Source organism: Pararhizobium qamdonense (assembly GCF_029277445.1).
Classification (GTDB): Bacteria; Pseudomonadota; Alphaproteobacteria; order Rhizobiales; family Rhizobiaceae; genus Pararhizobium; species Pararhizobium qamdonense.
The window spans coordinates 14,919-40,745 of record NZ_CP119569.1 but is presented as its reverse complement, the minus strand read 5'-3'; the positions used below and the strand labels follow the sequence as shown (position 1 = coordinate 40,745).

General features: G+C 56.5%; 22 protein-coding genes and 4 pseudogenes. 14 read left to right on the top strand and 12 right to left on the bottom strand.

Annotated elements, in window-relative coordinates:
- Positions 1-5 precede the first annotated feature (5 nt).
- The 7 genes and pseudogenes from PYR65_RS30675 to PYR65_RS28645 all read right to left on the bottom strand — a co-directional run bounded on the left by PYR65_RS30675 (position 6) and on the right by PYR65_RS28645 (position 6,854).
- The gene (locus PYR65_RS30675; protein ID WP_407951378.1) at positions 6-140 is read right to left on the bottom strand and encodes a BA14K family protein; all 135 of its coding nucleotides are present in this window, start codon (positions 138-140) and stop codon (positions 6-8) included.
- Positions 141-1,027: 887 nt separating this feature from the next.
- Positions 1,028-2,566, bottom strand: a pseudogene (locus PYR65_RS28670) (IS3 family transposase).
- Positions 2,567-2,931: 365 nt separating this feature from the next.
- Positions 2,932-3,123 (bottom strand): hypothetical protein, encoded by a 192-nt coding sequence (locus PYR65_RS28665; RefSeq protein ID WP_276122479.1) that lies wholly within the window; start codon positions 3,121-3,123, stop codon positions 2,932-2,934.
- A gap of 398 nt (positions 3,124-3,521) precedes the next feature.
- Complete coding sequence (locus tag PYR65_RS28660) at positions 3,522-3,923, bottom strand: DUF1236 domain-containing protein (protein WP_276122478.1); 402 nt, start codon at positions 3,921-3,923, stop codon at positions 3,522-3,524.
- A gap of 114 nt (positions 3,924-4,037) precedes the next feature.
- Entirely contained in the window at positions 4,038-4,688 is a 651-nt protein-coding gene (locus PYR65_RS28655) for a LuxR C-terminal-related transcriptional regulator (protein ID WP_276122477.1), read from the bottom strand.
- Positions 4,685-6,099, bottom strand: a pseudogene (locus PYR65_RS28650) (sensor histidine kinase). The gene PYR65_RS28655 and the pseudogene PYR65_RS28650 overlap by 4 nt, the downstream one beginning before the upstream one ends.
- A 110-nt stretch (positions 6,100-6,209) precedes the next feature.
- On the bottom strand, positions 6,210-6,854 hold the full coding sequence (locus PYR65_RS28645; RefSeq protein WP_276122476.1) for a BA14K family protein: 645 nt from the start codon (positions 6,852-6,854) through the stop codon (positions 6,210-6,212).
- A gap of 744 nt (positions 6,855-7,598) precedes the next feature.
- Between PYR65_RS28645 and PYR65_RS28640 the strand changes: the two are divergent.
- Positions 7,599-7,994 (top strand): annotated as a pseudogene (locus PYR65_RS28640) (hypothetical protein); the annotation flags it as partial.
- Positions 7,995-8,467: 473 nt separating this feature from the next.
- Here the strand turns inward: PYR65_RS28640 and PYR65_RS28635 are convergent.
- Positions 8,468-8,942: pseudogene (locus PYR65_RS28635) on the bottom strand (DUF1206 domain-containing protein); the annotation flags it as partial.
- 381 nt (positions 8,943-9,323) lie between these two features.
- Here PYR65_RS28635 and PYR65_RS28630 point away from each other — a divergent pair.
- A complete protein-coding gene (locus tag PYR65_RS28630) occupies positions 9,324-9,740 on the top strand; it encodes a RidA family protein (protein WP_130854251.1) in 417 nt (138 codons plus the stop codon).
- Positions 9,741-10,184: 444 nt separating this feature from the next.
- Here PYR65_RS28630 and PYR65_RS28625 read toward each other — a convergent pair whose 3' ends face one another.
- A complete protein-coding gene (locus PYR65_RS28625; RefSeq protein WP_245521614.1) occupies positions 10,185-11,075 on the bottom strand; it encodes a LysR family transcriptional regulator in 891 nt (296 codons plus the stop codon).
- A 102-nt stretch (positions 11,076-11,177) separates the two neighbouring features.
- Here PYR65_RS28625 and PYR65_RS28620 point away from each other — a divergent pair, with 102 nt between their 5' ends.
- A complete protein-coding gene (locus PYR65_RS28620) occupies positions 11,178-11,978 on the top strand; it encodes an SDR family NAD(P)-dependent oxidoreductase (RefSeq protein ID WP_130854272.1) in 801 nt (266 codons plus the stop codon).
- An 804-nt stretch (positions 11,979-12,782) separates the two neighbouring features.
- On the opposite strand, the gene PYR65_RS28615 is transcribed toward PYR65_RS28620, so the two are convergent.
- Positions 12,783-13,529, bottom strand: a complete 747-nt coding sequence (locus PYR65_RS28615; protein WP_276122475.1) for an SDR family oxidoreductase — start codon at positions 13,527-13,529, stop codon at positions 12,783-12,785.
- Between the two features lie 74 nt (positions 13,530-13,603).
- On the opposite strand from PYR65_RS28615, the gene PYR65_RS28610 reads away from it, so the two are divergent.
- The 5 genes from PYR65_RS28610 to PYR65_RS28590 all read left to right on the top strand — a co-directional run bounded on the left by PYR65_RS28610 (position 13,604) and on the right by PYR65_RS28590 (position 17,518).
- Positions 13,604-14,182, top strand: coding sequence for a TetR/AcrR family transcriptional regulator (locus tag PYR65_RS28610; protein WP_245521612.1), 579 nt, complete (start codon positions 13,604-13,606; stop codon positions 14,180-14,182).
- 801 nt (positions 14,183-14,983) lie between these two features.
- Positions 14,984-15,358, top strand: coding sequence for an EthD family reductase (locus PYR65_RS28605; RefSeq protein ID WP_245521611.1), 375 nt, complete (start codon positions 14,984-14,986; stop codon positions 15,356-15,358).
- A 129-nt stretch (positions 15,359-15,487) separates the two neighbouring features.
- A complete protein-coding gene (locus PYR65_RS28600; protein ID WP_276122474.1) occupies positions 15,488-16,003 on the top strand; it encodes a GNAT family N-acetyltransferase in 516 nt (171 codons plus the stop codon).
- A 183-nt stretch (positions 16,004-16,186) separates the two neighbouring features.
- Positions 16,187-17,068, top strand: a complete 882-nt coding sequence (locus tag PYR65_RS28595; RefSeq protein ID WP_130854248.1) for an alpha/beta hydrolase — start codon at positions 16,187-16,189, stop codon at positions 17,066-17,068.
- 120 nt (positions 17,069-17,188) lie between these two features.
- The gene (locus PYR65_RS28590) at positions 17,189-17,518 is read left to right on the top strand and encodes a chorismate mutase (RefSeq protein WP_276122473.1); all 330 of its coding nucleotides are present in this window, start codon (positions 17,189-17,191) and stop codon (positions 17,516-17,518) included.
- A gap of 216 nt (positions 17,519-17,734) precedes the next feature.
- Here PYR65_RS28590 and PYR65_RS28585 read toward each other — a convergent pair whose 3' ends face one another.
- The gene (locus tag PYR65_RS28585) at positions 17,735-18,331 is read right to left on the bottom strand and encodes a TetR/AcrR family transcriptional regulator (RefSeq protein WP_130854246.1); all 597 of its coding nucleotides are present in this window, start codon (positions 18,329-18,331) and stop codon (positions 17,735-17,737) included.
- 95 nt (positions 18,332-18,426) lie between these two features.
- Between PYR65_RS28585 and PYR65_RS28580 the strand changes: the two genes are divergently transcribed.
- From PYR65_RS28580 to PYR65_RS28570, 3 genes are all read left to right on the top strand, one after another.
- Complete coding sequence (locus PYR65_RS28580) at positions 18,427-19,479, top strand: aldo/keto reductase (RefSeq protein ID WP_130854245.1); 1,053 nt, start codon at positions 18,427-18,429, stop codon at positions 19,477-19,479.
- 357 nt (positions 19,480-19,836) lie between these two features.
- Positions 19,837-21,015: an MFS transporter gene (locus PYR65_RS28575; RefSeq protein WP_276122472.1), complete on the top strand. Its 1,179-nt coding sequence runs from the start codon at positions 19,837-19,839 to the stop codon at positions 21,013-21,015.
- Positions 21,016-21,059: 44 nt separating this feature from the next.
- Entirely contained in the window at positions 21,060-22,064 is a 1,005-nt protein-coding gene (locus tag PYR65_RS28570; protein WP_130854244.1) for an MBL fold metallo-hydrolase, read from the top strand.
- A 388-nt stretch (positions 22,065-22,452) separates the two neighbouring features.
- On the opposite strand, the gene PYR65_RS28565 is transcribed toward PYR65_RS28570, so the two are convergent.
- Positions 22,453-23,238 (bottom strand): alpha/beta fold hydrolase, encoded by a 786-nt coding sequence (locus PYR65_RS28565; RefSeq protein WP_130854243.1) that lies wholly within the window; start codon positions 23,236-23,238, stop codon positions 22,453-22,455.
- A gap of 191 nt (positions 23,239-23,429) precedes the next feature.
- Here PYR65_RS28565 and PYR65_RS28560 point away from each other — a divergent pair, with 191 nt between their 5' ends.
- From PYR65_RS28560 to PYR65_RS28550, 3 genes are all read left to right on the top strand, one after another.
- On the top strand, positions 23,430-23,969 hold the full coding sequence (locus PYR65_RS28560; RefSeq protein ID WP_245521609.1) for a sigma-70 family RNA polymerase sigma factor: 540 nt from the start codon (positions 23,430-23,432) through the stop codon (positions 23,967-23,969).
- Positions 23,962-24,621, top strand: a complete 660-nt coding sequence (locus tag PYR65_RS28555; protein ID WP_130854241.1) for an NrsF family protein — start codon at positions 23,962-23,964, stop codon at positions 24,619-24,621. Before PYR65_RS28560 ends, PYR65_RS28555 begins: the two co-directional genes overlap by 8 nt.
- A 186-nt stretch (positions 24,622-24,807) precedes the next feature.
- Positions 24,808-25,794, top strand: a complete 987-nt coding sequence (locus tag PYR65_RS28550; protein WP_130854240.1) for an alpha/beta hydrolase — start codon at positions 24,808-24,810, stop codon at positions 25,792-25,794.
- Positions 25,795-25,827: the final 33 nt, after the last annotated feature.

Sequence of the window (25,827 nt, the reverse complement as noted above, 5' to 3'; positions counted from 1 at the left end):
CCGTCTTAAATATGCGAAGAGGCGGAGGCACGAATTTCGCCGCTGAGCGCGCGATAGGTGTTGTCGTCAGGGTTATAGGACCGATATCGGGCGAAGCACCATTGGGCGTGCTCGTCGCTGCTATAAACAGTTCCCGCCACGCTCGAGAAATGCTGCGTTCGGTTGCTAGCCTCGCCGTACGGCTAGTATGTATTACCCCATGCGCGGTACGACCTCTAGTTCTCACTACACCACACAGCAACTCCCCAACCGGCCTGACTGACTTCTCTTGCGGCGCCGTCGCCAAGTCGGTATTCGTCGTTACATTCGGCTGAACCGATATGCACGACGTTTCCCCCACTATGGTGGCCGGGGCGTGGGATACAACAAGGACGCGCCGTTGGTTATCAGCCAAGGCTACAGTTCAAGACGTGCCTTCAGGCCCTGCCACACGTCCGATCTCGGTCATAAGATCCGTCTCCTCGCAAAGTGTCTCAAGGGATGGTGGCGTTTGTATTAGAGCCGATTTTCGGTTTTCGAGGCGCTCCCCACGAACAAGTTGGTAGCGGCGACGAAATTCGGGCATATCGACGGCTCCTTCGACCCAAAGTTCGACCAGGGCCATGAAGTCTACATCACAGTCGATCACGCGGCCTTCGGCCGCTTCTCTACCGATCAGACGATCTATGAGTGCGCGGCGATCTTCGACGGTCGTGGGATCCTCAATGATGTGGGGGGAGCTGCTAAGGGGCGCGCTGGCATACGGACGACCACTGGTCGCTCTACCAGCTCCCCACGGACTTTGGCTCAAGAAGGACATCGCAGGATCTCGATAAGCCAATCGGGTTCTTGCGACGTCGTCTTGTACAGCGGAAAATTGAGCGCGCCAGAGTAGGTAACGTTTCTGGGTGTTCCCGATAGGCCTCCTGGACTTTCAGCGTGTCAAAGACGGTTTGCATAGCTGAAAGGTCATCGCTTGTGAACACGCTATTGTTGGTTTTCACGCGGAACTGAACCGGTGGGGGTGCGGATAAAAACTTGGACTGTTTTAAATGCTCAGGCCGAGGCTCTTACGATATTCGACCGGGCTGAGTGATCCCAGTGATATTTTGATGCGCGTTTCATTGTACCATCGGATGTAAGCGTCCACCTCTGCCACGAACTGCTCTATCGTGATGACCTTCCAGTCTCGTGGATAGAAGAGCTCGGTCTTCAACCGACCGAAGAACCCTTCGCACGCGGCGTTGTCTTGCGAGCAACCCTTTCGGGACATCGAGCGAACCAGTCTTGCTTCGCTGATACGGGTTAACCAGCCTGGCCAGCGATAATGGGCTCCGCGATCAGAATGGATGATTGGCCGTTCCTCGCCGTTGGCGACGGTTCCGATGGCTGCATCCAGCATGGTGTTGACGAGACCCGCATCTGGTTGGGTTCCGATGGACCAGCTGATGACCATGCCGTCAAAGCAGTCGATGATGGGCGAAAGGTACACCTTGCCAGCTGGGATCTGGAACTCGGTGATGTCTGTCAGCCATTTCACGTTTGGCGCTTTTGCATGGAAGTCGCGATTGATCAGGTTCTCGGGCGCTGGACTGATCTCTCCCAGATAGGATCCGAACCGCCGTCGACGCGGCCTGGCAACGACCAACTGCTCCTGCTTCATCAATCGCTGGACAACCTTTTCCGAGATTATCACGCTTTGTCTGGCCAGCGACGCCTGCAGTCGTCGATAACCGTAGCAACGACGGTTCGCTTCAAAGATCTCCGCTAGGCTGTAGCGGACAGCAGCATACTTGTCTGCCAGGCACATGCGGGCGCGATGGTAGAAGTAGGAGCTACGGGCAATCCGAAGCTGGGCAAGCAACTCTGGCAAGCGGTAAACTTCTTTAAGGGCGTCAATTAGCTGGGTTTTCTCCCGATTACTCAGGATCTGCAGATCGACGCCCAGGTCTTTTTTTAAGAGTTCGTTGGCCTTCTTCAGGAGATCATGTTCGAGTTGTAACTGGCGGACATCACGCTGGAGGGCTTCAAGCTGTCGCTCGAGCTCTTCACGTTCAGGCACCTTGGGGTTGGATTTGCGGCGTTTCATGGATGAGGGAGCCTCGTGACCAAGTAGCTGATCTTTCCAGGTGTACAATGTCGGCCTTGAGACGCCCAGTCGGACAGCTACCTGTTGAGCGCTTTCATCTCCACTGCATAATCCAATGACCCCGGCTTGCCGGACCTCCTCGGAATAGCCAGGGTGCCACGATCGACCGACAATCGATGTCCGCGCCTCCGGAAACGCCTCACGAACCCATGCGGTTAGAGTTCCTCGACCGGGATAGCCGAGCTCCCTCATCGTCGCAGAGATGCAACGATCATGGGTGCGAAAGTACTCAAGTGCCGCCTGCCTCTAAGCCTCTGAGTATTTTGGCGCTCGCGCTACCGGCTGAGTACGCAGGTCGAGATGCTGTACGTACTCGCGATGCCAGCCCTTCAACGCATTCTTGGTGGGATACCCCAGCTGACGAATAGTCGCATTAAGTCGCTTGCCCAGCCGGATATAGAGCTCAACCGCTCGAAGTCTGTCTGCGTAGGAATACATGAACTACCTCCTTGGTGGTCCAAGTTTTCGTCCGCACCCCCTTATGCGCGTAACCGGCTCAGTTCTGCGTGGAAACCAACAAACGGGGGTGGGAATGGCAATCGCGGAGGAAAGAGCGAGGCGCGCGGGAACGGAAACTCGCCGGGGTCAAAGGACAAAGGCGCGACCGCCAATCGCGGTGCAGCAGCACTGTCTTTTCGTCACGATGACGGGTTGAGCGAAGTTGTTCGCAACGGCCGATTCATCATGAAGGATTCTAAAGGACGGACGATCGTTAACCGCAAGGCGACGTTAGGAGATGAAATCCGACTTAAATTTTTCAGTCGCTGACGAAGCGGCATTATGAGCACAGACGGCGCGACTGGTTAGTGGGTAGATCGAGCGACCGCAGCCTCCAATTTCGATTGGATGAACGCCATTGGCTCCTTGACCATGATCGGACCGCCGGGTGTCAGGACTTTCGTGAGCTTGTCCTCGTTGGCAGGGTAGATAACGACGAACTGATCGACGTTGGCAAATATTTTCTCATCGTTTTCGGATGTAAGTTCGAGCCACATAGTTGCTCTCCTTTGGCAGGTTCATCATGAGTGCGCCAACAAGGACAGGTGTTGTCAGCGTTCATGATCGACAGTAGGCAAAACCACAGCAATACGTCGATCCGTTGGGCCAGCAAGGCCTGTAGACATCGCAGCTGTAACGACTGCCACGATAAGAAATAACATGATGATTGAACCACCAATCGAGGCGGATGGTTCTGGAGAATTATTGTAGGACATGGGGATCTCGGGACATTGAGAGTTCACCCGAGGCAGCGTTGGCTGCCTCGGGTAATGGGTCAGCCCAATCCAATGAAGGACAGGATTGCGCCGATGACGACGACAGCTCCGACAAGCCAAATCAAGCTGTTCATTATCAGTCTCCTGCGCGTGGTTGGGTGACCCGGCGTTGGCTGGCGTTACTGGATGACCTGCACGACGGTGCGGGTTTGCGGGTCGACGATGACGCGCTGCTCGTTGACGACGGTATACGAATAGCGTGGATCTTCTGCGATCGGCATCAGGACGACTTCCTGCGGGACAGGCTTGCCGATAACGATCGGCTGCTTGACGACAACCGAATTCTGGACAGGCTGCTGCTGAACATAGGTGACGACGCGTTCCGGCGGCGGGTCGATGGCAGCACCTGCGACGAGGCCGACGGCACCACCAATAGCAGCGCCGACCGGGCCGCCGACGATCGCACCCGTGACCGCACCGCCTGCGGCACCCGTGACCGCGCTGTTCGCGTCATCGGCATAGGCAGAACCGCTTAAAGCGAACGTGACAAAGGCCGATGCGAGAATGAGTTTCGTGTTCATGGCAGTCTCCAATAGTTGTTTGACACCAGCAAAACGTTATAAAATCAAACCTGTTCCCGACTAAGACCAATGCCCCAATCACGTGAGACTTAAGTCCAGCAGTTGCACGAACCATCAAGCCTGAACCGTCGCGTTTCGCAACGTCATAGCCGCTTCTGTTCGGTTGCTGATCCCCAGTTTTGCGAAGATATGGGTCATGTGCTGCTTGATCGTCTTCTCGTGCACGCCAAGCCGGAGCGCTATCCGTTTGTTGCTGAGCCCCTCGGCCACCAGGTTCAAGACTTCCTGCTCGCGGTTCGTCAGATCGTCGATCGGATTTCCCCGCTTCGCCAACGCTGCGGAGGATGACATGTCTGACAGCAACCGCGCTGACAACGAAGGTGAGACGTATGTGTCGCCCGCGTCCACCGATCTCACGCTGTCAGCCAGGATCCGTGACCCGACTCCTTTCAGCACGTAGCCTTTCGCGCCTTTGGACAACGCGCTCATCACGTCATCGGTCGTTTCCGAGACCGTCAGCATGATAATTTTCTGGTCAGGGTTCTCCTGCAGGATGGGCACGATCGCATTCAACCCGCCGCCCGGCATCGAAATATCCATCAGCAGGATACTCGGCGTGAGGGTGGCGCTCAACGAAAGCGCCTCATCGGAGGTTGATCCTTGACCGACGATCCGGAAGCCAGGTATTTCCGAAAGGATGCGTATTATGCCTTCACGAAACAGAGGATGATCGTCGACGACGGCTATAGTTATCTCTTTCATCATGCAGGCTCCATTTCATGCAGGTTCAGGGACATGCGCAGCACGGTTCCTTGGTTCGTCGTCTTCAAGTCAAAATGTCCGCCAAGGCTCTCGACCCGTTCGCGCAGGCCCGACAGCCCAAGACTGGACGGTTTGATCTCCGCCGGGTCGAAGCCCGGACCGCTGTCACCAACGGTTGAGGATACGTTGTGTCCGTCGAAGGTCTGAACGACATATTGTCCAACTCCGCCACCGTGCCGGAACCCGTTGTGAGCGCCTCCTGCAGGAACCGGAACACACAGATCTTTGCCAATAACGATAGCGGCGGTGATGACGGAGACATCGACATCCTCACCGTTGTGCCCGTGCGCTGCATATGCGTTTTCAGGGCTCGTCCGATGATCTCCCCAAGATCAGCTCCTTCGATCTGCGGCGGGACAAGGCCGCTACAGATCGTCCTGATTTCCTGCATGGCGTCATCCAGACTGGATTTGATGGATATGATCTCTCCATCCCGCATCTTACGCGACGTGCGGGGATTGCTGATGGCATCGCTGTCGACATTCAGCGCTGCAAGCGCAACAAGCTGTGCCGGCCCGTCGTGTAGTTCGGCTCCCAGCCGGCGCAGGTATCGCTCGTTCAAAGCCGTCGTACGTTGACTCGCACGCTGGAGCTTCGCACTGAGTTCGCCGTTCTGCGTGAGAAGTCCGGACAATCCTGGATGCGATTGCTCAACGCCTCACGCTGGCTGTCGATCATCCTGCTCCCCTTGAACACGAGAGCCGACAGGATGGCGAAGGATGTCATGGTGAACGCCACCACGGCGATCCAACTCTGTAAACGCGCGTTGTTCAAGCTGTGCTGGAAGTCGGTAGCACTCTCGTAGAACTCGAGGACCGCGACAACGTCGCCTGACCAAGGCTGCAGTACCGAATTATAAACCTCAAGCAACGGCATGCCGCTTTTGCGTTCGGTCTCGCTCCCAACATCGTTGACGTTGTCGTACTCCGCGACCATTTTTCCGGTGAGCGCTGTTTGCAGGCCGTCGCTGATCGGCAGCTTCTGTCCGATCTGTTCCTTCCTATTTGAATACAGGATCGTGCCGTTTGGACGCCAGAGCTTGAACGACATCAGGCGTTTTCCCAACGCGCCTTACCCAGCGTTTCGTCAAGCGCCTGCTTTACGGAGTCGCTCAGGTCAGCGCTAGCCTGCATGTCCGGCAGCAGAGGTGCGATGACGCTGTCGACGTAGAGCGCTGTCGCGGCTCCGGAGTCCTCGCCACAGCATCTTCGATGAGACTGGTGACGAAAGCAGCAACGATGACCGTTGCGACAAGCGACACGAGACCGCCGACGACAAGAAACTGCTGGGCAACGAGAGGGGTTTGCGTCCGATTGGCCTCACAAACGACGGCATGCTCGTCTGGTTCTCCAATAAGCCGGCATGATTGACCTGCGAACCGATTGTCGAAAACCATGGAGCAACGGCAGTTCGTCAATAATCCGGGAAGTAATTAGTGATGCAACACGCTCTCGCCGCTAGCTGTCAAATATACGGAGAAACGCAAGCGCGAGTTTCCCCGCTGAACGCACGGTGAGTATTGTTGTCTGGGTCATAGGAGCGATAGCGTGCGAAGCACCATTGAGAATGAGTATCTCCGGTGGACCTGAGGTCACCGATGTCAGAAGCCTGCTCCACCACGTCGTTTGTCACAGAGCTATGAACCGAAGCTCCAAACAACGGCTCACAATCACGGCGTACACCGGTATAGGGCTGATATGTGTTGTCTGAAGCGCGGTAGGACCTGTAACGCTCGGCGCACCACGCCGCCACTTCCGTGTCGGCTTGATAATTTGAGGTCAGGCCGACGCCCGCCATTTCGCCATCGTCGGTGAAGCCAGGTCGCACAACCCGCATCGAAGGTTGGATCTCACTTGCGACGATGTTGTCCACGCCGAGGTTCATCTCCGCCGAGTTCGGCAGTTCGACGACGAGAGCGGGAAGGCGCTCAAAATTCTGCTTGCTGGGATCGACCGACACCGGACGGGATGTCCAGAGTGATGTGATATCAATGTTGCCCAGCTTTTTGACTTCCTGCTCCGGAAGGTAATTGGGGATCGCCATGACACTCCCGGCGATCGCGGTAAGCGAGAGGGTGATGCCCAGCACGGGCACGATAGGATAGGTCATCGATTAGCTCCTGCGTTCCGACCGGTCCCAAGTAAGCAAGGGAGAACGGTCATCCTGGGAGGCTTCAGAATGAACTCGAAACAAACTGCCGCATCCCGATAGCTTTGTCATTGAGCCACCAAACGCAACTGCTGTAATGGAGTTCCGCCTTGAAGCGTCGATACCGCGTCTGTTGGTCCTTTGCTGCGGGAAAGCAGGACTAAAGTCCTGGATCGAATCATGTCGAAGACGGCTCAGTCACCAATTAAGACCCCGCGATCAGGGCTGCTCGCCTTGCCAAGCTCTTCGTTTAAGCGCCCCTCCTGTCGGCGCATTTTTTTAAAATGGGTCAATCACAGGACGAAAGTCCTACATGATAAAGCAAAGGTCGCAAAAGGCTGTCTGCAGGGAACTAGATAGTTAGGGGATCATTCAGTAGACGAAGCGTGAGATGACCTCACAGCTCAATCAGGAGGTAAAGATGTATATCTCAGGTTTAAGATTAGCACCGCTGGCGCTCTCCGCCATCATGTTCGCAACATCGTTCGGCCCGGTACAAGCTTTCGTCGCCCCTCAACAGCCTCAGATCGGCACGCACGCGCAAGATATTGAGAGCGTGCAGTACCGTCGGCGCGATCGCGACGATATACGCCGCCACAGCTTCCACCGTCGTGGTGATGCAGCCTATTATAATGGCCACCGTGGCTATTACGAGCGCCGCCGCGGCTATCGTCAATACAATGGAATGTGGTTTCCGCTTGGCGTCTCGGCATCATGGCCATCCCGGGTGTCGGCCCGGTTGTTGCCGCGGGCTGGCTTGCTGCCACCGCTGCCGGCGCAGTTGCCGGCGCAGTCGTCGGTGGTGCTGCGGGCGGCATCGTCGGTGCTCTGACGGATTCCGGCGTCGACGAGCGAGATGCCCATGTCTATGCCGAAGGCGTGCGCCGTGGCGGTACCCTGGTGACCGCCAAGGTCGATGATGCCCGCGCCTGGGAGGCCGAAGTCATTCTCCAGCGCTCGAACTGGGTCGATCTCCCGGCGCGCCGGACGACCTATGAAGGTCAGGGCTGGACTTCCTTCGATGACAAGGCCGATCCTTACTCGCAGGCGGAAATCGATGCAGAGCGTGCGCGTTATGCGGGCCGGGCATCGTCAGTTTAAGGGAAAACGCTTGCCACGACAACGGGGGCTTAAACGGCCCCGTCAGACTGCTGACAAACCCGGTCATTTTTGGCGGGGTTTTGTTTATGCAATATTTGGGCTTCGCAAATCTTCCCGAATAAGGCCGCCATGGTTCCTCGCTTCACGCCGGCGCCGGTTGGGTGGCCTTTGTCGGAGCCATTGCGATCCTACTGAAATTCTGGCCTGCGGCGGCCATGAGGCATTGGCGCATAAAGCGGTGGGCCTTCATAACCGGCGTCTGGATGCGCGTGAAGCTGCTTGGCATCACCGAAGGAAGCGTTCAATCGCTCGATGCCATCGAGCGGAACTTCAGGGCTCGCTGTGTTTGACCCCGCGTGTCACCCGGGGACAATGGGCTTATTGCATGATGGATTAACGATCGAGGCCGAGGGCGGATAAGATGCGTCCGCGAGTCCTTCGCTCACACAGCGGACTCAGACAATAAACCGTTCTTAACAGGTACCCGTTGCCGCTACGGCGGGCGGCCGGATGCATCTGTAGGTGCTTCGACGAAACCGTAGATGCCGAATGCGAGGAGACCAACTGCAGCGATGGCGTAAAGGACAGCACCGAAGGGAAGTTGACGCACCCATGACAAGGCTTGGGGAATGCCGCCTGCCTGGCCGGGATCTACGGTGAAGGCGACATACAAGAAGAACATTCCGGTAATGATAAAGACGACGCCGCGAGCTGCAAGGCCGTAGAGGGGTGACCATCCGAGTTGGCTAATGACTGTGCGAAACGCCACGCGATAAAGCCAAGCATCCCTATTGCGATCAATCGGAGCCAGACAAGTCCAAATGGCTGCCGAAGCACGACGTTGAGAGCGGATTTTGAGTTTGGCTCACCTCCGATTGATGAGAACAGCGCAAGCCCGGCAACGAGAACATAGACGAGGCCGCGTGCCGCATAGCCGGAACGCGAAAGTCATTGGAACGGTGACTGGAGTTTGCATGGGTCCTAACTGGGTAGATTAATCAATACGAGCGACGCACCGCTACCCCCGACAACTCTTGTGCTTTACCCTAGTTCCACCGTTCTAGATCGAGCCACACGCTACTGACGATCACAAGCCTCGTCAATAATTGGGTTATGCCGTCAGCTTAAAGATTTCCGTGTATTAGTGCAGTCGCCGGTTCGTATCCCTTCAAGGCGAAGGCTGCGGCAGCTCTGGCTCCGTATTCACCTAATTGCAGTCATCTAAGCAAATTTTGTTCTCCCGCTGTAGACGACGCAAGGCTGATGCGACAAAGCTGCCACTCGATCTCACCGGCGTACAGTTAGCCGGCGTGAACTAGAGGATAGGTAATGGAACGCGAAATCATCGTGCCGGTGGCAATGAAGTCTATTGTGGAGCGTGCAGGTTATGCCCCTGCCGTCCGCGTGGAGAACCTTGTTTTCTGTGCGGGCCAAGTCGGACGCGATGCGAACTTGAATGTCATCAATGACCCAGAAAGGCAGTTCGAGGCGTGCTGGGATAACTTAGCCACCGTCTTGTCAGAAGCAGGTTGCCGTTTTGAGGATGTCGTGGAAATGACCACATACCATGTCGGATTGCGGCAGCACATGGATGTGTTTCGCGAGGTGAAGGACCGGGTCTTCCCCCGCGGAACATGCGCCTGGACTTGCATCGGGGTCTCCGAACTTGCTCACCCAGGTCTCCTTGTGGAAATCAAGGTTGTGGCAGCCTTACCTGCGCGAAAAATTGGATCAGGCAGTAGGTAAGGTCAACTCAGGGCCGACGTCCGTGATAATTCTGATCGGTAGGTTGCGATCTTGACTTTAGTGCACCGGACAGACGAGGTCGTGCTAAGGGACGAAAACGATACGGGTTCCACAGGATCTGCCCGCTCGTCGAAGCGATCGATGCATGGCGGAGAGAATCTTGCCATTTAAATAGGATCCGTGACTTAGATGCTCGCGCCGCTTACTCAGCCGACTTCAACCAAGTGCACCCCACGCAGTGACTTTTTTTGCTCATCTAGGATCAACCGACCAGGTGTCTGCAGTTAGTCAGTAGGCGAGGTCAGCCCGCCTCGACCGCGATCTTCCATTCTGGCCCCCAGCGTCGTCCTTCACCAAAAAGTGGTTGCGCTGGTGAAATGGAATAGAAGGGCGTCGGTTCTGAGCCCTTCAAGAATTACGAGGGTGAGGCGAAATGCCCGCCATTTAGTGGCGCATGAAGTCGACAAACGCCCGGAAAGCCGCCGACATCAGGCGGGCGCTCGGGTAATAGAGATAAAAGCCCCAGGTTGGCGGGCACCAGTCTTCCAGCACGCGGATCAGGCGGCCGTCAGCAAGTTCGAGCGCTACATTGCTTTCGAGCGTGCAGGCAAGCCCCATCCCTGAGAGTGCCGCTTTGACCGTGAGGCCTGCATCGTTGAGCGTTAACGGGCCTGATACTTCGGCATTTACCTGTTCGCCGTCCTTGGAAAACGGCCAGCGGTAGAGCGCGCCTGAGGCCGTCCAGCGGTAGTTGATGCAGGCATGAGCGGCGAGATCGGCCGGGACTTTTGGCTTTGGATTATTCTGGAAATAGGCGGGCGAGCCGACGATAGTGCTTCGATAGTCCGGCGTCAGTCGCACGGAGATCATGTCCTGATGCAGCAAACCGCCGGGTCGCACACCGGCGTCGTATCCGCTACCGACGATATCGGAGAGTTGGTCCTCAACGGTGAGTTCCACATGGATATCGGGATAGGCGGCTGCAAAATCTGAAAGTTTCGAACCGATCAGCGTTTCTGCCGCCACGCGCGGCAGGTTCAGCCGCACAGTGCCTGCCGGACGCTCCCGATAGGCGCTGAGGCCCTCAACTGCGTCGCGGATCTCGGCGAAGGCGGCCGGCAGTCTCGCATAGAGCGTGCGACCGGCATCGGTTAGTGAAACGCTGCGCGTCGTGCGGTTCAGTAGTCGCGTGCCGACGCGTTCTTCCAGCATGCGCATGCTATGGCTGAGTGCTGAGCGCGAGACACCGAGCTTGGTGGCGGCACGCACGAAGCTTTTCAGTTCTGCAATCGTGACGAACGCAGTGAGTTCGGCAAAATCATTGCCTTTCATCATTGGTGTTCCCTGCTCAACGAGGTATGTCAATAATAGACTATTATCGGCATAATATGAAATTGCTAGGTTCATGTCCTCAACAACAGGAGTTGGACAATGAACATGTTTGCAAATGTGGACACGAAGGCCGTGTTGCGTGCCGATCCCGGGAGATTTGCGGGACTGACGGCCCTTGTCACGGGCGCGGGCAGCGGCATCGGCCGGGCAAGCGCTCTGGCATTCGCACGCCAGGGCGCTGCCGTGGCGCTTACTGGAAGACGTGTGCCCGAGCTGGAGGCGGTAGCAGGCGAAATTGTCCAGGCGGGTGGAATGGCAATGATTGCGCCGGCAGACGTGACAGACGAACGAGCCGTCGAAGCTTTGATCAGCGCGGTCGTGGAACGCTTTGGTGGCCTCGACATTGCCTTCAACAACGCCGGCACTACCGCCTACAAGCCAATCGAGGAACTGACGGGCGAGGATGCCGACCATGTGCTGGCGACCAACGTCAAGGGCGTATGGCTGCTGGTGAAGCACGAGGTCGCCGCGATGCGCCGGCGGGGCCGGGGCGGGGCAATCGTTAACACCTCCTCGATCGCCGCAACCGGCGGCAATGTCAACCTGTCGATCTATGCCGCCAGCAAGGGCGCGCTTGACGCTATGGTGCGCGCCGTGGCTCTGGAAGTCGGCAATGATGGCATCCGTATCAACAATGTCAGTCCCGGAGTGATCGATACGCCGATGACGAGCTTACTGCCTCCTGAAGCGGTGTCGGCGATCGGCGCGCATGCCGCTCTCGGACGTATCGGCCATCCCGACGATATCGCCGGCGCTGTAACCTGGCTCGCAAGTGCGGAAGCGGCGTTCGTCACCGGCCAAAGCCTCGTCGTCGATGGCGGTTACAATATCGCCGGCATGCGTTGAGAGCGACAAGGACGTAGCGTGAGGTTTTATTCGCATTCTATTGGATATGTCGGCGAATACTCCCGCTCGAGGCGCGATCAAAATCAGGACAGACGTGTCAATTTTGAAACAGCCGAACGGAGACGTCCATGTAAAGGCGTACCGCAGTAATCGTTGAAGACAAGCTCCTGATCCGAATATTGCTTGCAGACGCCCTCGCATCAGAGGGGTGGGACGTTATCGAAGCGGGGAACGAGCTCGACGCCATTGAGGTGCTCTGAAAGAGAAAGCCGAATGCGGTTGAAACCGATATCGACATGCCCGGCGGCCTCAGCGGTCTTGATCTCGCACGGATGATCTCGTCCACCATTCGAAATGTGCCTGTCATCATCGCTTCTCGCGTCCTTTAGCTTCAACGTGAGCAGCTGTTGTCCGGCCCTCCTCATATCCAAACCCTATGGTATGAAAGCCGTCGCGGCGGTGGTCGGAATGATGACCGCGGCGGATAAAAGCAATATGGATGGCTAAATTCGTTGGAGCGAGCGGTTGGGCCTACGGCAGGCGGACGCTGCAATTTGCTTCCTTGCCAAATAACGTTGCTGCTCCCGTCTCAGGTGGCGGGAGCAGCTTTGTAAATTCACGCTTTTGCAACATCCATGCGCCTGCAATCATGGATCGATAGTTCCTATCCGATCGAGGCGACGCTTCCGCGTGAGGTTTATTGAGCCAAAGGATATCGCAAGCGAGGATATCGGCGACGGCAGTCTTCTCAGCTGCTGCCGCGCCCATTACCCCAACACGACAGGGATGTTGTGCAGCTTTCGATTACACGATGAATGCCCTGAGCTGCTCGTGAAGCCATGGGTAAAACTGCTCCGCCTTGGTCCCCAAACTCGATTTGAGCTGTCGTGTCTGATCGTCCGCCAACACCTCGATGTCTCCGGCTGCAATTCCATCGTAGGCCTGCGTGACGACGCTGGCCGGACTAATCTTAGGGACGTTGTATTGCGCCGCCATCTGTGTGTCGATCATTCCGACATGTAGGCTCACAACCTTTGTGTTTTGCGCCTCCAGAGCAAACCTCAGGCCGTTGGTTGCCGACCACATAGCCGCCTTCGACGCGGCATAGGTTGTCGGCATGCTGACCCAAACCGCAGACGACAGAATATTGAGCATCGTTCCGCCGCCGTTGGCCCCTAGGGTCGGCGCGAAGGCATTCGCAACCCGCAGTGTCCCGAAAAAGTTGGTTTCAAAAATTCTTCGCGCCTCATCTTCCGAACCCAGGAGGGAATCGCCCTGCGGGGCAATCGCAGCGTTGTTGATAAGCAGATCAACGTCCCGCGCTACGACAACCGCCGCGCGCACGTCGTCTTCGCTAGTGATGTCGAGCTTAAGCGGTCTAATCCGCGGATCTGGCCATTCACGGGAGGTACGGGTCGCAGCGTAGACCTTCGATGCGCCGCGCTCAATCGCTTGCAACACGAATTGTTCGCCTAGCCCGCCGTTTGCCCCGGTAACCAGTACGGTCCGGCCGTTGAGGGACGTCTTGCTCTTCTCTGAATCAGGTGACATGGTTGTTTCCAAAATTAGTGGGGACATTGTCCATTTATATATGGGGACACTCCCCGTTTAGTCAAGGATGCTTTATGACCATTGAGCAGAACAGGGCAGCTATGCGCGTTCCTCGGGCCGACGCCCGCCGCAACCGAGACGCAATTCTGCGAGCTGCACAGGAAGTATTCCAAACAGATGGCGTGCTTGCCTCGCTTGACGGCATCGCGCTGCGCGCGGGTGTCGGCAACGCAACGTTGTACCGCAACTTCCCCGCGCGCGAGGACCTTCTGGCGGCGGTAATGACATCGGATCTTGATGAGGCGATCGAGAAGTCGAGGACACTCGGTGATATTCCGCCGCGCCAGGCTTTGTCGGAATGGTTGGTGTGGCTGAGTTGGCGGCTGCGGATCTGGCATGATCTCCCTCAGTGCATAGCACAGGCGAGAGACGAGCAGGGCTCTTCCTTGGGTCCTACTGTCTCTTTGCTTGAGGACATGACTGGTGCCTTACTTGCGCGTGCGCAAGCAGCAGGGGTTGCTGTAGCCTCGGTCGGTGCGAGGGACGTATTCGAGCTTGCCACGGCGCTCTCTTGGGCCATTGATCGCTTCCGCGATAAGGAAGACGCTGCCCGCACACGCGTTGAAATCGCAACTGCGGGCTTGTTCATCTAATTAAGTCAGGCACGTCAGATCTCTCGGGGGGCGTGGACATTGCATTAAATGCTGAGCGCTGCGGTATGACGACTGATTCGAAGCCATCTAAATGCGGATAGACGTCCTCAGGACGAGAGCGCTATCTGGCCTACCTCGCAGAGAGGATCCGTTGTCTCCCACTTATGGATGGCATGGCCCTGCGCCTCTGTCTGGGATAGCTTTCTTCCATGCCCTCGGATTTGAGCTTACCTCCGGAGAGGTCGGCTACTTCTGGAGCTTGCGCAGGACCAGCGACAAATCACAGGTACGCGCTTCATCACTCATGCGGAAAGCACTCTCGTTTTGCTTGACGCGAAGATCGCTTCAAATCTTCACCGCCGGTGAGTATTCGTGATTCCTACAGCAGCTATTTTCCCTGTAACGGTAGCGCCGTCCTCCGTCTTTTCGCCTTCCTCAACAAAGGCAATCAGCTCTTGCTTAGAAAAGGGTCTGACGTGGCACGCCCGCACGCGCCGGAGCCTCCCTCCACCGTTGGTTGATCGATTGCCCAGAATCCGTGCGGCTTCATTGAGTTCCGCCAGGCGCCACAGTCACGAGAGCACGAATGTCCTTCCGCTCCAAGTAGGCCTTACAAAAGTGAATGGTGAAAGTTCGATATTGTTGATTGCTGAATAGGAGCGAAACGGGGAGAAATGCAGTGAAAGGCGCATCGCGATATCGGCCGTACTGGAAAGCGACCAGGTCGCGCGACCAGGAGCATGGCTACCGCAGCGGTGATGGTGCCGAGCGCCCATTGATATGTGAATCAAGGAACCGAACATGAAACATGCCGTTACTAAATCCATTCTCGCTGCGGGCGCTATCTGGCTAACATTGACTGGCTCGTCAATGGCGGACGTTACTCTAAACGTCAGTTATGCCGGCGAAGCCTCGTCGCATTTCGACAGGGATTATTATGTGAAGAAGCATCTGCCTCTGGTGCAGGAATCGTGGGGTAAATATGGCTTGGAAGCTTGCAGTGCCTTCTTTCCAAGTGACGACAAGGTCGGCGTGGTCGCCGTTGCTGTCTGCAAGTTCACGGACAGGCAGGCTCTCGACAATGCCTTCAATTCCAAGGCGACAGGGGCAGTACTCGATGATGTCAAAAACTTCACCGATATTCCGCCGAACCGCACTATCGCCACGCCCTTCTAAGGCATAGTAGAACGAAATCCAGTGTCGTGGTACGCGTTGGACGCTTTAGTACCCCGTCGTCTCATTGCGAAACGCGGCATTCTTTATCCACATTAGCCCGATCAAAAAATTTACTCGGAGTGGCGGTGTATGAGCATCACCAGGTCTCTCGCAAATTTCCCTCAGATCCCCACCTTACGTCTCAGGATCGACCCTTTGTTAGGCGGCGATGTCAGTGCGTTTCGGCGAATGACTGACGATCCTTTCATTACCGATGTTGTCGATTTCCTTCCCACCCCGTTCACCGAGCTCGACGCTTTGAAACTGCTTGGCAGCCAGGACGAGAACAACCGCTTCCTTGGCGTCTGGCTCGGTAAGGAACTGGTCGGAACCGTCGGGATCCACCTGCACGGGGAAGATCGACTGGAGATTGGTTACTGGTTTGGCACCCGGTACCAGGGACGAGGGTATGCCTATGAGGCGACCGGAGCAGTGATGGCTGAGTTGAGGCAATCATATCCCGAGCTGGAAATTAATGCTGAATGCAGGTTGGAAAATGCAGCCTCCTGGAAACTCCTGCAAAAGCTAGGTTTTCGACCAACCGGCGAACGCGGGCATCGTCAAGGACGGGAGCTATTGGTGATACCCCGCGCTTTGCCCAAGTAAAATGACATCAGGTCGCCACTTTTTCCGCCACGCGAAAACCAAGGCCCCGCCACAGTCGTCGTTTTTGATGTAACGGGACTTTTCAGAATGAATGGAGGCATGGCAGTCGCGAATTTGGCGTGGACTGTTGAATTGTTGCGACATGTCGAGCGCGCAACGATCTCGTATCTTTAGGAGTCGTAAATGCAGATAATTTCAAGGGAGCACGACACTCTAATTGCTGGCAGTGAAGTGTGGATGGTCAAACCCGAAAACATTGATGACATTTTACGAATTTGTATCACCTCGCCCCGTTATCCTGTCAACGGAAAGCGTTGCGGCACTGTTATCGCAACCGATGCAGAGCTCAGCGCCGGATCGCTGATCAGCACTATTCACAGCTGTGCAGTGAACCTCGACCTTCCCCTCCTTTTTGCTGTTAGCATAGGCTATCCGCTGGACGTAGTTCCCTCGTTTGCATTGAGACGAAACAGAGATCTTACGCCGACGGCGTGGCCCGCCTTTGCATTGGCGACCCCGTCCTTTACCGGTATCGCCGAGACCTTCGCTACCGGTGAAGGGAAGGCATTCCTTGCCTTTATCGATGAGGAGCTCATCCCGGCGCTCGCCGACCACTTTCCCATCGATCCAGATGACATCACCTTAACTGGCCAATCATTCGGCGGCCTGTTTGTACTTAGTGCCCTTTTTCAACGTCCAAACAGATTTCGTCGCTATCTTGCCGTTAGCCCGTCCTTATGGTGGGATGAAGGAGCCGTGCTGCGAATGGCCCAGGAAGCCACGTCTATCTCGCCGGCGCCATCCGCGAAGGTCTATATGTGCATCGGGGAGCTTGAAAACAAAGCGCGGTTCGGAGCGCAATTCGCTCCCGTCAAAAGTCAGCTTCCCTCCGCAATGCAAAATGCCGACATGATGGGTGACATGTTCGTTATGCAACACCTTCTCCAACCCTGGGTTGGAGAACAATTTTCGACCGAAGCTCACGTCTACCCAGAAGAAAGTCACGAGTCGATCATGGGCGCTGCGCTCAGTCGGGGCTTACGGCGACTTTATGGAAATATCTAGGGCTGGCCTACGTGGCAAACAAAGCGCATGGGCGCTCTCGTGAGCCCAGGCCTCCCTCTTAAAATCCTGTTTTGTGAGCCCCCCTTTGGGCCGAATAATAGCAACTTGGAACATACTGAGATGATCGCACAAGATACGGCAAAGGAGCTTGCGTCTTACCGCAAGACCATCGACAACCTTGATTCCGCAGTCCTCCACATCCTGGCCGAACGCTTTCGCTGTACAGAGCAAGTTGGCCACTTGAAAGCCGAAAAAGCGATGCCGGCTACAGACAGTGAGCGGGAGCGGCATCAGATGCATCGGCTAAAGAACATCGCCGATGATCTCGGCCTTAGCCACCATTTTGTCGAAAGCCTGATGAAATTAATCGTGGGTACTGTGGTGGAACGCCACAAGGAGATTGCGGCGGAAATTAAAGTTCCCTTCGGGTTGGCTGAGCCCCGGGGCTGAGCGGACTCGAGCGGCCACGATGAGACTGGCAAACAGCTGTTGTCCTAGGTATCGAATGGACGCTGCTTTACAACGTTGCGACTCAACAGGCTCTGTGCGCACTGGTTAGCGAAAGGCCGCCATCAGCCCCGCTTACCAGCCCCAGTTAGTGAAGCCGATTGGAACGTTCTCACCACGTGGCGCTGGCAATCTGCAACGGCCTAGATGGCAAGGGCGTTACTGTGACGACGCTGTGGGATGCTGGATTGGGTCGTGCGCAGTTCCACCTTCGTCAATCATAATCGCATCAATCAAAACGCTAAAAATGATACCACTTCGGCGCGCGAAAAGGGGCTGATCCCCAACCCACCCAAGGGCGCCGATTAAGGCAAATAAATCCTCACTGTCCAGGTCGAGGCGAGCAGCTTTAGCCACCTGTGCACGCTCCAAAAGCCGTCCGCCGGCCTTCCGTAGCTCCACACAGGAGGTGTGCAGCGCTGATTGTTGGTCAGCGAGCGATGACGCCAACATGGTCACGATGCCGCTATAGACCTGCACAAAAGCCACCGCCTGACGGAGCCAACTCACGAGCGCATGCGATGGCGAACTGGAAGCTTCGAGCCTCGCAGCATCTTGTGTCAGCACATGCAATCTCTCTCTCAGGAGGGCATCGAGAAGCGCTTCTCGTGTCGGAAAGTGACGCAATAGGGTAGCCCAACCGATGCTAGCCTTACGTGCTATGTCACGCAGTGACGCATCAACGCCTTGTTCTGCGACAACCTCGTGGGCGACAAGAAGTAACTGCTCATAGTTATGTCGAGCGTCAGCGCGCATCATCTCTCCTTGACAAACGAGCCACCGGCCCATTTAAATGAGCCGGTGGCTCGTTTATATATGCGCTGCGACTATTAACACAAGGAGATGACCCTTTGCGCTACAAATTGTTTGGAAAAAGCGGGCTTCGTGTTTCAGAACTCGTCCTTGGGACAGCAAATTTCGGCGTGGCTTGGGGTGGCCATGGCGCCGATCCGGCCGAGTCCCGTCGAATCCTTGACGCTTACGCGAACGCAGGCGGCAACTTCATCGACTGTGCCAACGGCTATCAGGAAGGACAGTCGGAAGAGATTCTTGGCGATCTCCTGAGTGGACGGCGTGAGGACTTCGTTCTATCAACAAAGTTTGCCGTAAAGACTGACGGGCGGTCCGGCATCCTTGCAACCGGTAACAGTCGACAAGCTATGCTCACGTCGGTTGAAAGCAGTCTCAGGCGCTTGAAGACGGATCGGATCGACCTCTTATGGTGTCACGTTTCTGACGGAGTAACACCGCTTGAGGAACTCGTTCGCGGTTTCGATGATCTCGCGCGGGCCGGAAAAATTATTTACGCGGGTCTTTCAAATTTTCCAGCATGGCGAGTTGCACGGGCTGCGACGATTGCTGAGCTGCGTGGTTCGGTTCCGATCGCTGGCATTCAAGTGGAACACAGCCTTGTCCAACGCGTAACGGAGCAGGATCTCATACCTGCTGCCCAAGCATTGGGAATGGGCGTTGTTGCTTACTCACCTCTTGGTGGGGGACTCCTTACCGGCAAGTACCGCGGATCCAATGACACCGCCAGACGTGATGAGGCCTGGGCGGGCGCTGGGTTTCAACCAGAAAACAGTCTGCAGCGCACTGCGATTCTTGACACACTCTTTGAGGTTTCGCAGGAGGCTGGCGTTGAACCAGGGGAGATTGCACTTGCTTGGGTGGCCGCCAGAGGATCAATTCCGATCATCGGCCCCCGAACACTAAGCCAACTTTCGAGTAATCTGAGCGCCGCACGGATCAATCTGTCAGCTGAGCAGCTTGCCGTGCTTGACAAAGTCAGTAACATACCGCGTCCTTATCCCTACACGGTCCTCGACGACCCTCGTATCCGGGATCTTATCACTGGCGGAAAGTTCGACCAGATCGACTCCCCTCACGCTCCGGTGGCCTAAACACGGCGTCTAACGCATCATCGGCCGGGTCAACCGGCCGTTGACTATAGCATGGTCGTATTCGTGGTCGGTACGCTGCGATCAATCAGCGGGCAAAGACGCCCCTAGGTTGATACATGTCGTGGTGCTAGCCAGCCGCAACCCGCGATGCTTTCAAGCACTTACAATAGAAAGACTCCGTTGGACTTAATGCGTGCCTCTCTTGGAGGGTTGGCTTCATGCAATTCCGGGAAGCGGAATGTCACTTCAACCCACTGGTCAACTGTTCAAAGCTGAACGGAGAAACTGCATTTTTGTCAGTTGCCGCACAGTTCTGAAATCGAGACATTCCGCTGACATTCAACCAGGAATCTCTGCATGTCTGACGTTGCTCACTCTAATCATACCACCCTAATGACCGGGCCGCTGACTTTTGCAATGGCGCTGGCCACTGGAGCGGCTGTCGCCAACATTTACTATAACCAGCCAATGCTAAACGTCATGGCCGTCGACTTACCACAAGCCGCGCCGCTCATCGTCCCGACAACGCAGCTCTCCTATGCCCTTGGCCTGTTCGCACTCGTTCCCCTCGGCGACGTCATGGATCGACGCAGGCTGATCGTCATTCAGCTCATGGTGCTGACTGTGGCGCTTCTCGCCATGGCCTTTGCCCAAGGCACTGTCATGGTTCTGGCCGCATCGATCTTCGTCGGGTTTACGGCAACCGTAGCGCAGCAGATCATCCCCTTTGCCGCACAGCTTGCTGCCCCGTCGCGCCGCGGCGCGACCGTGGGAATGCTGATGTCCGGGCTGCTCGGCGGCGTGCTTCTCAGCCGCACCATCGCCGGCGTCGTCGCCACCGAATTCGGATGGCGCGCCATGTACATGATCGCTGCGCCGATTGCGCTTGCCACCGCCGCGGCCATGTGGGCGTGCCTCCCCAGCATGCCGCCGGCTGCCAGGCTGCGTTACGCGGAAATCTTCCCATCGATGGTAGTCCTGTGGAGGACGTTTCCGCAATTGCGCCGTGCGACCTTTACCCAGGCTCTGCTTTTTGCCGGCTTTGCCGCATTCTGGGCGGTCCTGCCATTCTACCTCGCCGAGCCGCGCTTCGGTCTAGGTGCGGAAGTGGCCGGCCTGTTCGGCGTCGTCGCAGCCGTCGGTCTCGTCGCCGCCCCGATTGCCGGCCGCATCGCCGATGCGCGCGGTCCTCATCTCGTCATCAAGCTCGGTGCGATCGTGGCGATGTTCTCATGGGTCCTGTTTGCCGCATCTCCGACGCTCGCAGCACTGATGATCGGCGTCGCCCTCCTGGATTTCGGGATGCACAGCGCGCTCGTTTCCAATCAGACAATCATCTATTCGCTCCGTCCCGAGGCGCGTGCCCGGCTGAACACGATCTTCATGGGATCAATGTTCCTCGGCAGCGCAATCGGCTCCGCAGTCGCCTCTGCGGCATGGCAATTGGCAGGATGGGAGGCTGTTGCTTGCGTCGCAGGCCTTGCGAGCGCGACCGCCGTCTTCCTACAGGTTCTGCCGAACAAGAGCCAGGCCTGACCTAGAACCGCTCATCGCAAAACGCCTCGACACAAGGATCCCGCATGCCCCAATTCTCGTCCCGTTTCGTGCGCAAGCCCATGCTAGCAGTTGTCGCAACGCTTGCGATCGGTACTATTGCTTTGCCGCAGGTAATAGAACCAGTGCTTGCCGCAGCACCGATGCAGAAGGTCCAGTCCGGCTATCTGCACGTCATGGTCGGCAAGTTTGAAGTGACGGCACTCAGCGACGGCACTCTCGATTTGCCGGTCGAAACGCTGCTCGCAGAACCGGAGAATGCGACCAAGGCGGCACTAACTCGTGCCTACCTTAGTTCGCCGACGGAAACTTCGGTCAATGCGTTCCTTGTCAACACTGGCCAAAAGTTGATTTTGATAGACACTGGCGCTGGCAAGCTACTAGGTCCAGATCTCGGTAAATTGGCCGACAACGTAAAAGCCGCGGGATACAGCTTGGACCAGATTGACGATGTCGTTATAACCCATCTCCATCTCGACCATGTGGGTGGTTTGATGCGAGACGGCAAGCAAGTTTTCCCCAAAGCTGTGATCCATGCCGACAAGGCGGACACTGACTACTGGCTATCCGAAGATGCGCGAAGGAAGGATGGTGACCAATCCAACTTCTTCGCGGGCGCAGTTGCCTCGCTCAGAGCATATGTCCAGTCTGGTCAGTTGAAACCCTTTACAGGCGATACCGAAATAGCGCCAGGTCTGACAGCCATTTCTGCCCATGGACATACCCCGGGTCACGTAATTTATGAAGTCGAAAGCGATGGCAAGCGAATGTTTGTCATCGGCGATTTGATCCACGTCGCAGCTGTCCAGTTCGATGAACCTGGCGTGACGATAGGCTTCGACAGCGACCAGAGCGAGGCAAGAACCACACGTCATGCGGTCTTCGCAAAGATCGCGAAAGAGGGGGACCTCGTCGGCGCTTCACATCTGTCTTTTCCTGGCGTAGGCCACATTCGGCCTCACGGGGAAGCATACGAGTGGATTCCGCTGAACTACTCTCTTGGACTGTCACACCAAACTCGAGGCCAATAGTCTCAAGTGCAACCAATGAGCGCCGGTCCAGTTTCTGGACCCGCTCTCGCAGGCACGAGAGAAGATGTGAAGGTCGTTGACCAAGGTCAAGCGCAGATGGGTATGGTAGTGAGGATCAATCCACAAGGTATTTATACGTCACTCTCAGGGCAAGGTTTCATCCTCTGACGCAACCTAATAATCGTTGCGCCACTCAGGGGAAGAATGGCAGCGTCCTTCGCTGTCGTCCGTCCTGACCTATCGTCTACGTAGGTGCCTAAAAGCTACTTAGCTTTGCTTTCAAACGTCAGGCAGGGCATCATACGCACAGACCTGACTGGACGTTCTATTCTGACTATCGGGGAGAGGTCAGGCGGCGACGCCTGACCTGTTAAATCGTGCAGAGGTGTCAGTCTCCTCGGCCTGCCGCTTTCAAAATGAGCTCGGCGACCTCATCCGGGTGCGAGATCAGTGAAAGATGGCTAGCCTTCAACTCGATGGTCTCTGCGCCCATTCGTTTGGCGAGAAACCGTTCCAAATCCGGATTTATTGTGCGGTCCTCGCTCGAGACCGCATAATAGCTAGGCTTGTGGCGCCATGCGGCTTCCGTGACCTTGCCTGCGAGGAGTGCTTTCTGGAAGGGGTACTGCGTTGCGTAAAGCACTTCTGCGCGGGCTCTTGGAATGTCGCCGGCAAAATCCTGCAGGAACGCCTCTTTGCCAAGCCTACCTTCCTCCCCATCGAATATGATGCCGGCAGAGGCGGGGGGAGTAGGAAAGGTCTTGGCCAATGCGCCAAAATCCTCGTTGGTGTCGGGTGCGCGAGCGGCGATATACACAAGAGCTGACACGTTAGGATGAATGCCGGCCTGAGTTACGATCATTCCGCCGAATGAGTGCCCTACCAATACGGTCGGGCCATCCTGCCGCGCAAGCACGCGCTCCGCAGCAGCAACCGACTCGGAGAGGGTAGTCAGAGGGTTCTGAACCGATGTCACATTGAGACCCTTGGGCTGCAGCCTCGATATGACTTCGCTCCAGCAGGAGCCATCGGCGAATAACCCATGGACAAAGACGATATTGCTGGCTTTCGGCGGGCGGGCAACTGACGGTGCGGCCATGCCCTTCACTGAAACGAGGGATGCTGCCGCGCCGGCAAGCAATGAGGTTGAAAATGTGCGCCTGTTGATGATCATGTCTAGCTCCTTACGTCATAAAGCATATGCTTCAGATGACTCTTTCGGCGCCACTTCCTCAATCTTACATCTTCACGGTTATGTGATTAGCGGCAAAACCAAGTTATTTCCGGGATGCCACGTAATAAAAAGGTTCATCTAAACGAAGTTACGGATGTATGGACACACGGGAAGACAGATGGGCGAAAGCTATGCGAGCCGAACGAATAGGAGATGGTGCTGCTTATGAAGCCTTTCTTCGGGAGTTGGCGTCTTCGGTACGGAGTATCGTTGAAATGCATTTGCGGCGCATGCATCTCAGTTTTGCAGAGGCAGAAGACATCGTGCAGGAGGTGCTCATTGCCGTTCATTCACGTCGTCATCAATGGGATGCGCAAAGAGCTCTACGACCCTGGCTGAATGCAATAACACGCTACAAGATCATTGACGCAAGCCGGCGCCTGGGCCGGGACGCACGCGCGCGCATCAATTTGACCGAGGAGGAATGGGCTGGAATGTTTTCTACCGAGGGGTTCTCTCCCGAACGCAATCCGGCAGATGTCGAAAAACTGATTTCTGTCTTGCCGCGTAGCGAACAGGCTGCTGTCCGCGCGATTGGCCTCGAAGGTGCCTCCACGGAAGAGGCGGCAGCGCGCCTTGGGACAAGCGCAGGAGCAGTGCGGGTCGCGTTTCATCGCTCCTTGAAGAAACTAATGGCTGCCGCACAGAGAAAAGGCCTCGACCATGAATGACGATCAAAGGTTGAGAGTCAGGGCAACGAACGATCTCATTAAGGGATTGGCAACGCAAGCGGGAAAAGCGTCGTCAGGTGCGCCCAGTCTATTCATAGTCCTTTCCGTCGCGCTGGTCTTTTCGATCTTGGGAGCGACCGGCGTGGTTGTGACAATCGCCGGAGAGCGCTCCGACCTCGTGCAGATACTGCCAACCTGGACTTTCCAGTTTAAAGTCATCGGCATGGTCCTCATCGCAGCCGGCGCGTTTCAGCTAGCCATGACCGCAGTGCGGCCGGGCCGGGCGCTTCGCGCACTGCTACGTCTCACCCCGGGTCTGGTATTCCTGCTTGTTGGCGCCCTGTTTGATCGAAGCGGCTTTCCATTACTGGGGCCTCGGACCTATTCGGTGCCAAACTGTGCGGGTACCATCATCATGGCATCCATTCCGGCGCTCGGCGCCATTCTCGCTGCAATGCGAGCCGGAACGCCCACACGGCTTGGCCGGGCAGGCGCTGTTGCAGGTTTGCTCGCAGGTTCCATCGGTGGTCTAGCCTATACCATCGCCTGCCTCAACGATGGCGCTGCGTTCGTCGCATTATGGTATTCAATGGCTATCACATTCGTGACGGCAGTTGGAGCGTGGATTGGCCCCAGAGTTTTAAGGTGGTAGTCGGTCAATGCTAACTAGGGTGCCATGCCCCATACCCGCGGGGGACCGGCGCGCTAACAGGCTGAGGAGATCGCATAAATTGGCTACGATGTCATCGTTTACCAGGTCATTTCCATTGATAGGCATCGGTCCGATGCAGCATGATAGGAAAAACGACGGCGATGCCTCTAAACGACAGAGTAAGAAATGAACGATTCTCAACGCAGCGCGACCGTCCCTCCACGGACAATTCAGGCTCCGCGATCCGTTAGCGCCGAGGCGCAAGCGGCACTGTCGCGCCTTGTCGACGTGGACGGTAGCCCTATCAATGCGCGGTATGAAATGCCATCTCCGGAGGATTTGGCGGGCTGGATGACGATGAGAGCCGCAGCAGATGCGCATTACGCCGCGGCAGTTAGAGGGCTGGCCGGGAGCCTGCAGTCCACTGCTGAGACGATCACTGTTGAACAGGCAACAATCCATGTCGCGACGCCACACAAGGCATTCGATGCGCGTGGCGCACTGATCGACCTGCACGGTGGCGCATTAGTGTTTGGCGGTGGAGAGGCCTGTCGCGAGAGTGCCCGCCGCCAGTCCCACCAGCACGCCGTTCGATGCTATGGCGTCGATTACCGAATGCCGCCTGAGCATCCATATCCAGCCGCGCTCGATGACTGCTTGGCTACGTATCGCCATGTCTTGAACAGACACGCTTCCGATAGAGTTGTCATCCTGGGCAGATCGGCAGGCGGCAATCTCGCGGCTGCCATGCTGCTGCGGGCGAGGGACGAAGGCTTGCCGATGCCCGGGAGATTGGTTTTGCTGTCGCCCCAGGTTGACCTCACCGAGTCCGGCGACAGTTTCCAGACAAACCAGATGATCGACCTCGTACTGCCTCGCCCGCTCAGATCCAACAGTTTGCTCTACGCTGGTGGAGCTGATCTTTCCAATCCTTATCTATCGCCGCTTTTCGGGGACCTTCGAGGCTTTCCGCCAACATTTCTACAGACCGGTACACGTGACCTGTTCTTATCGAACACGGTTAGGATGCATAGGGCGTTGCGAAAAGCCGGCGTGGAAACAGAATTGCATGTCTTCGAAGCTATGCCTCATGGTGGCTTTATGGGTGGGACGCCGGAAGACCAAGAACTCGAAGCGGAGATTCACCGGTTCGTCATGGCAAGCTGGAACTGACACGGAGAGCCTAGACAGGTTTCGTTAGCGCCC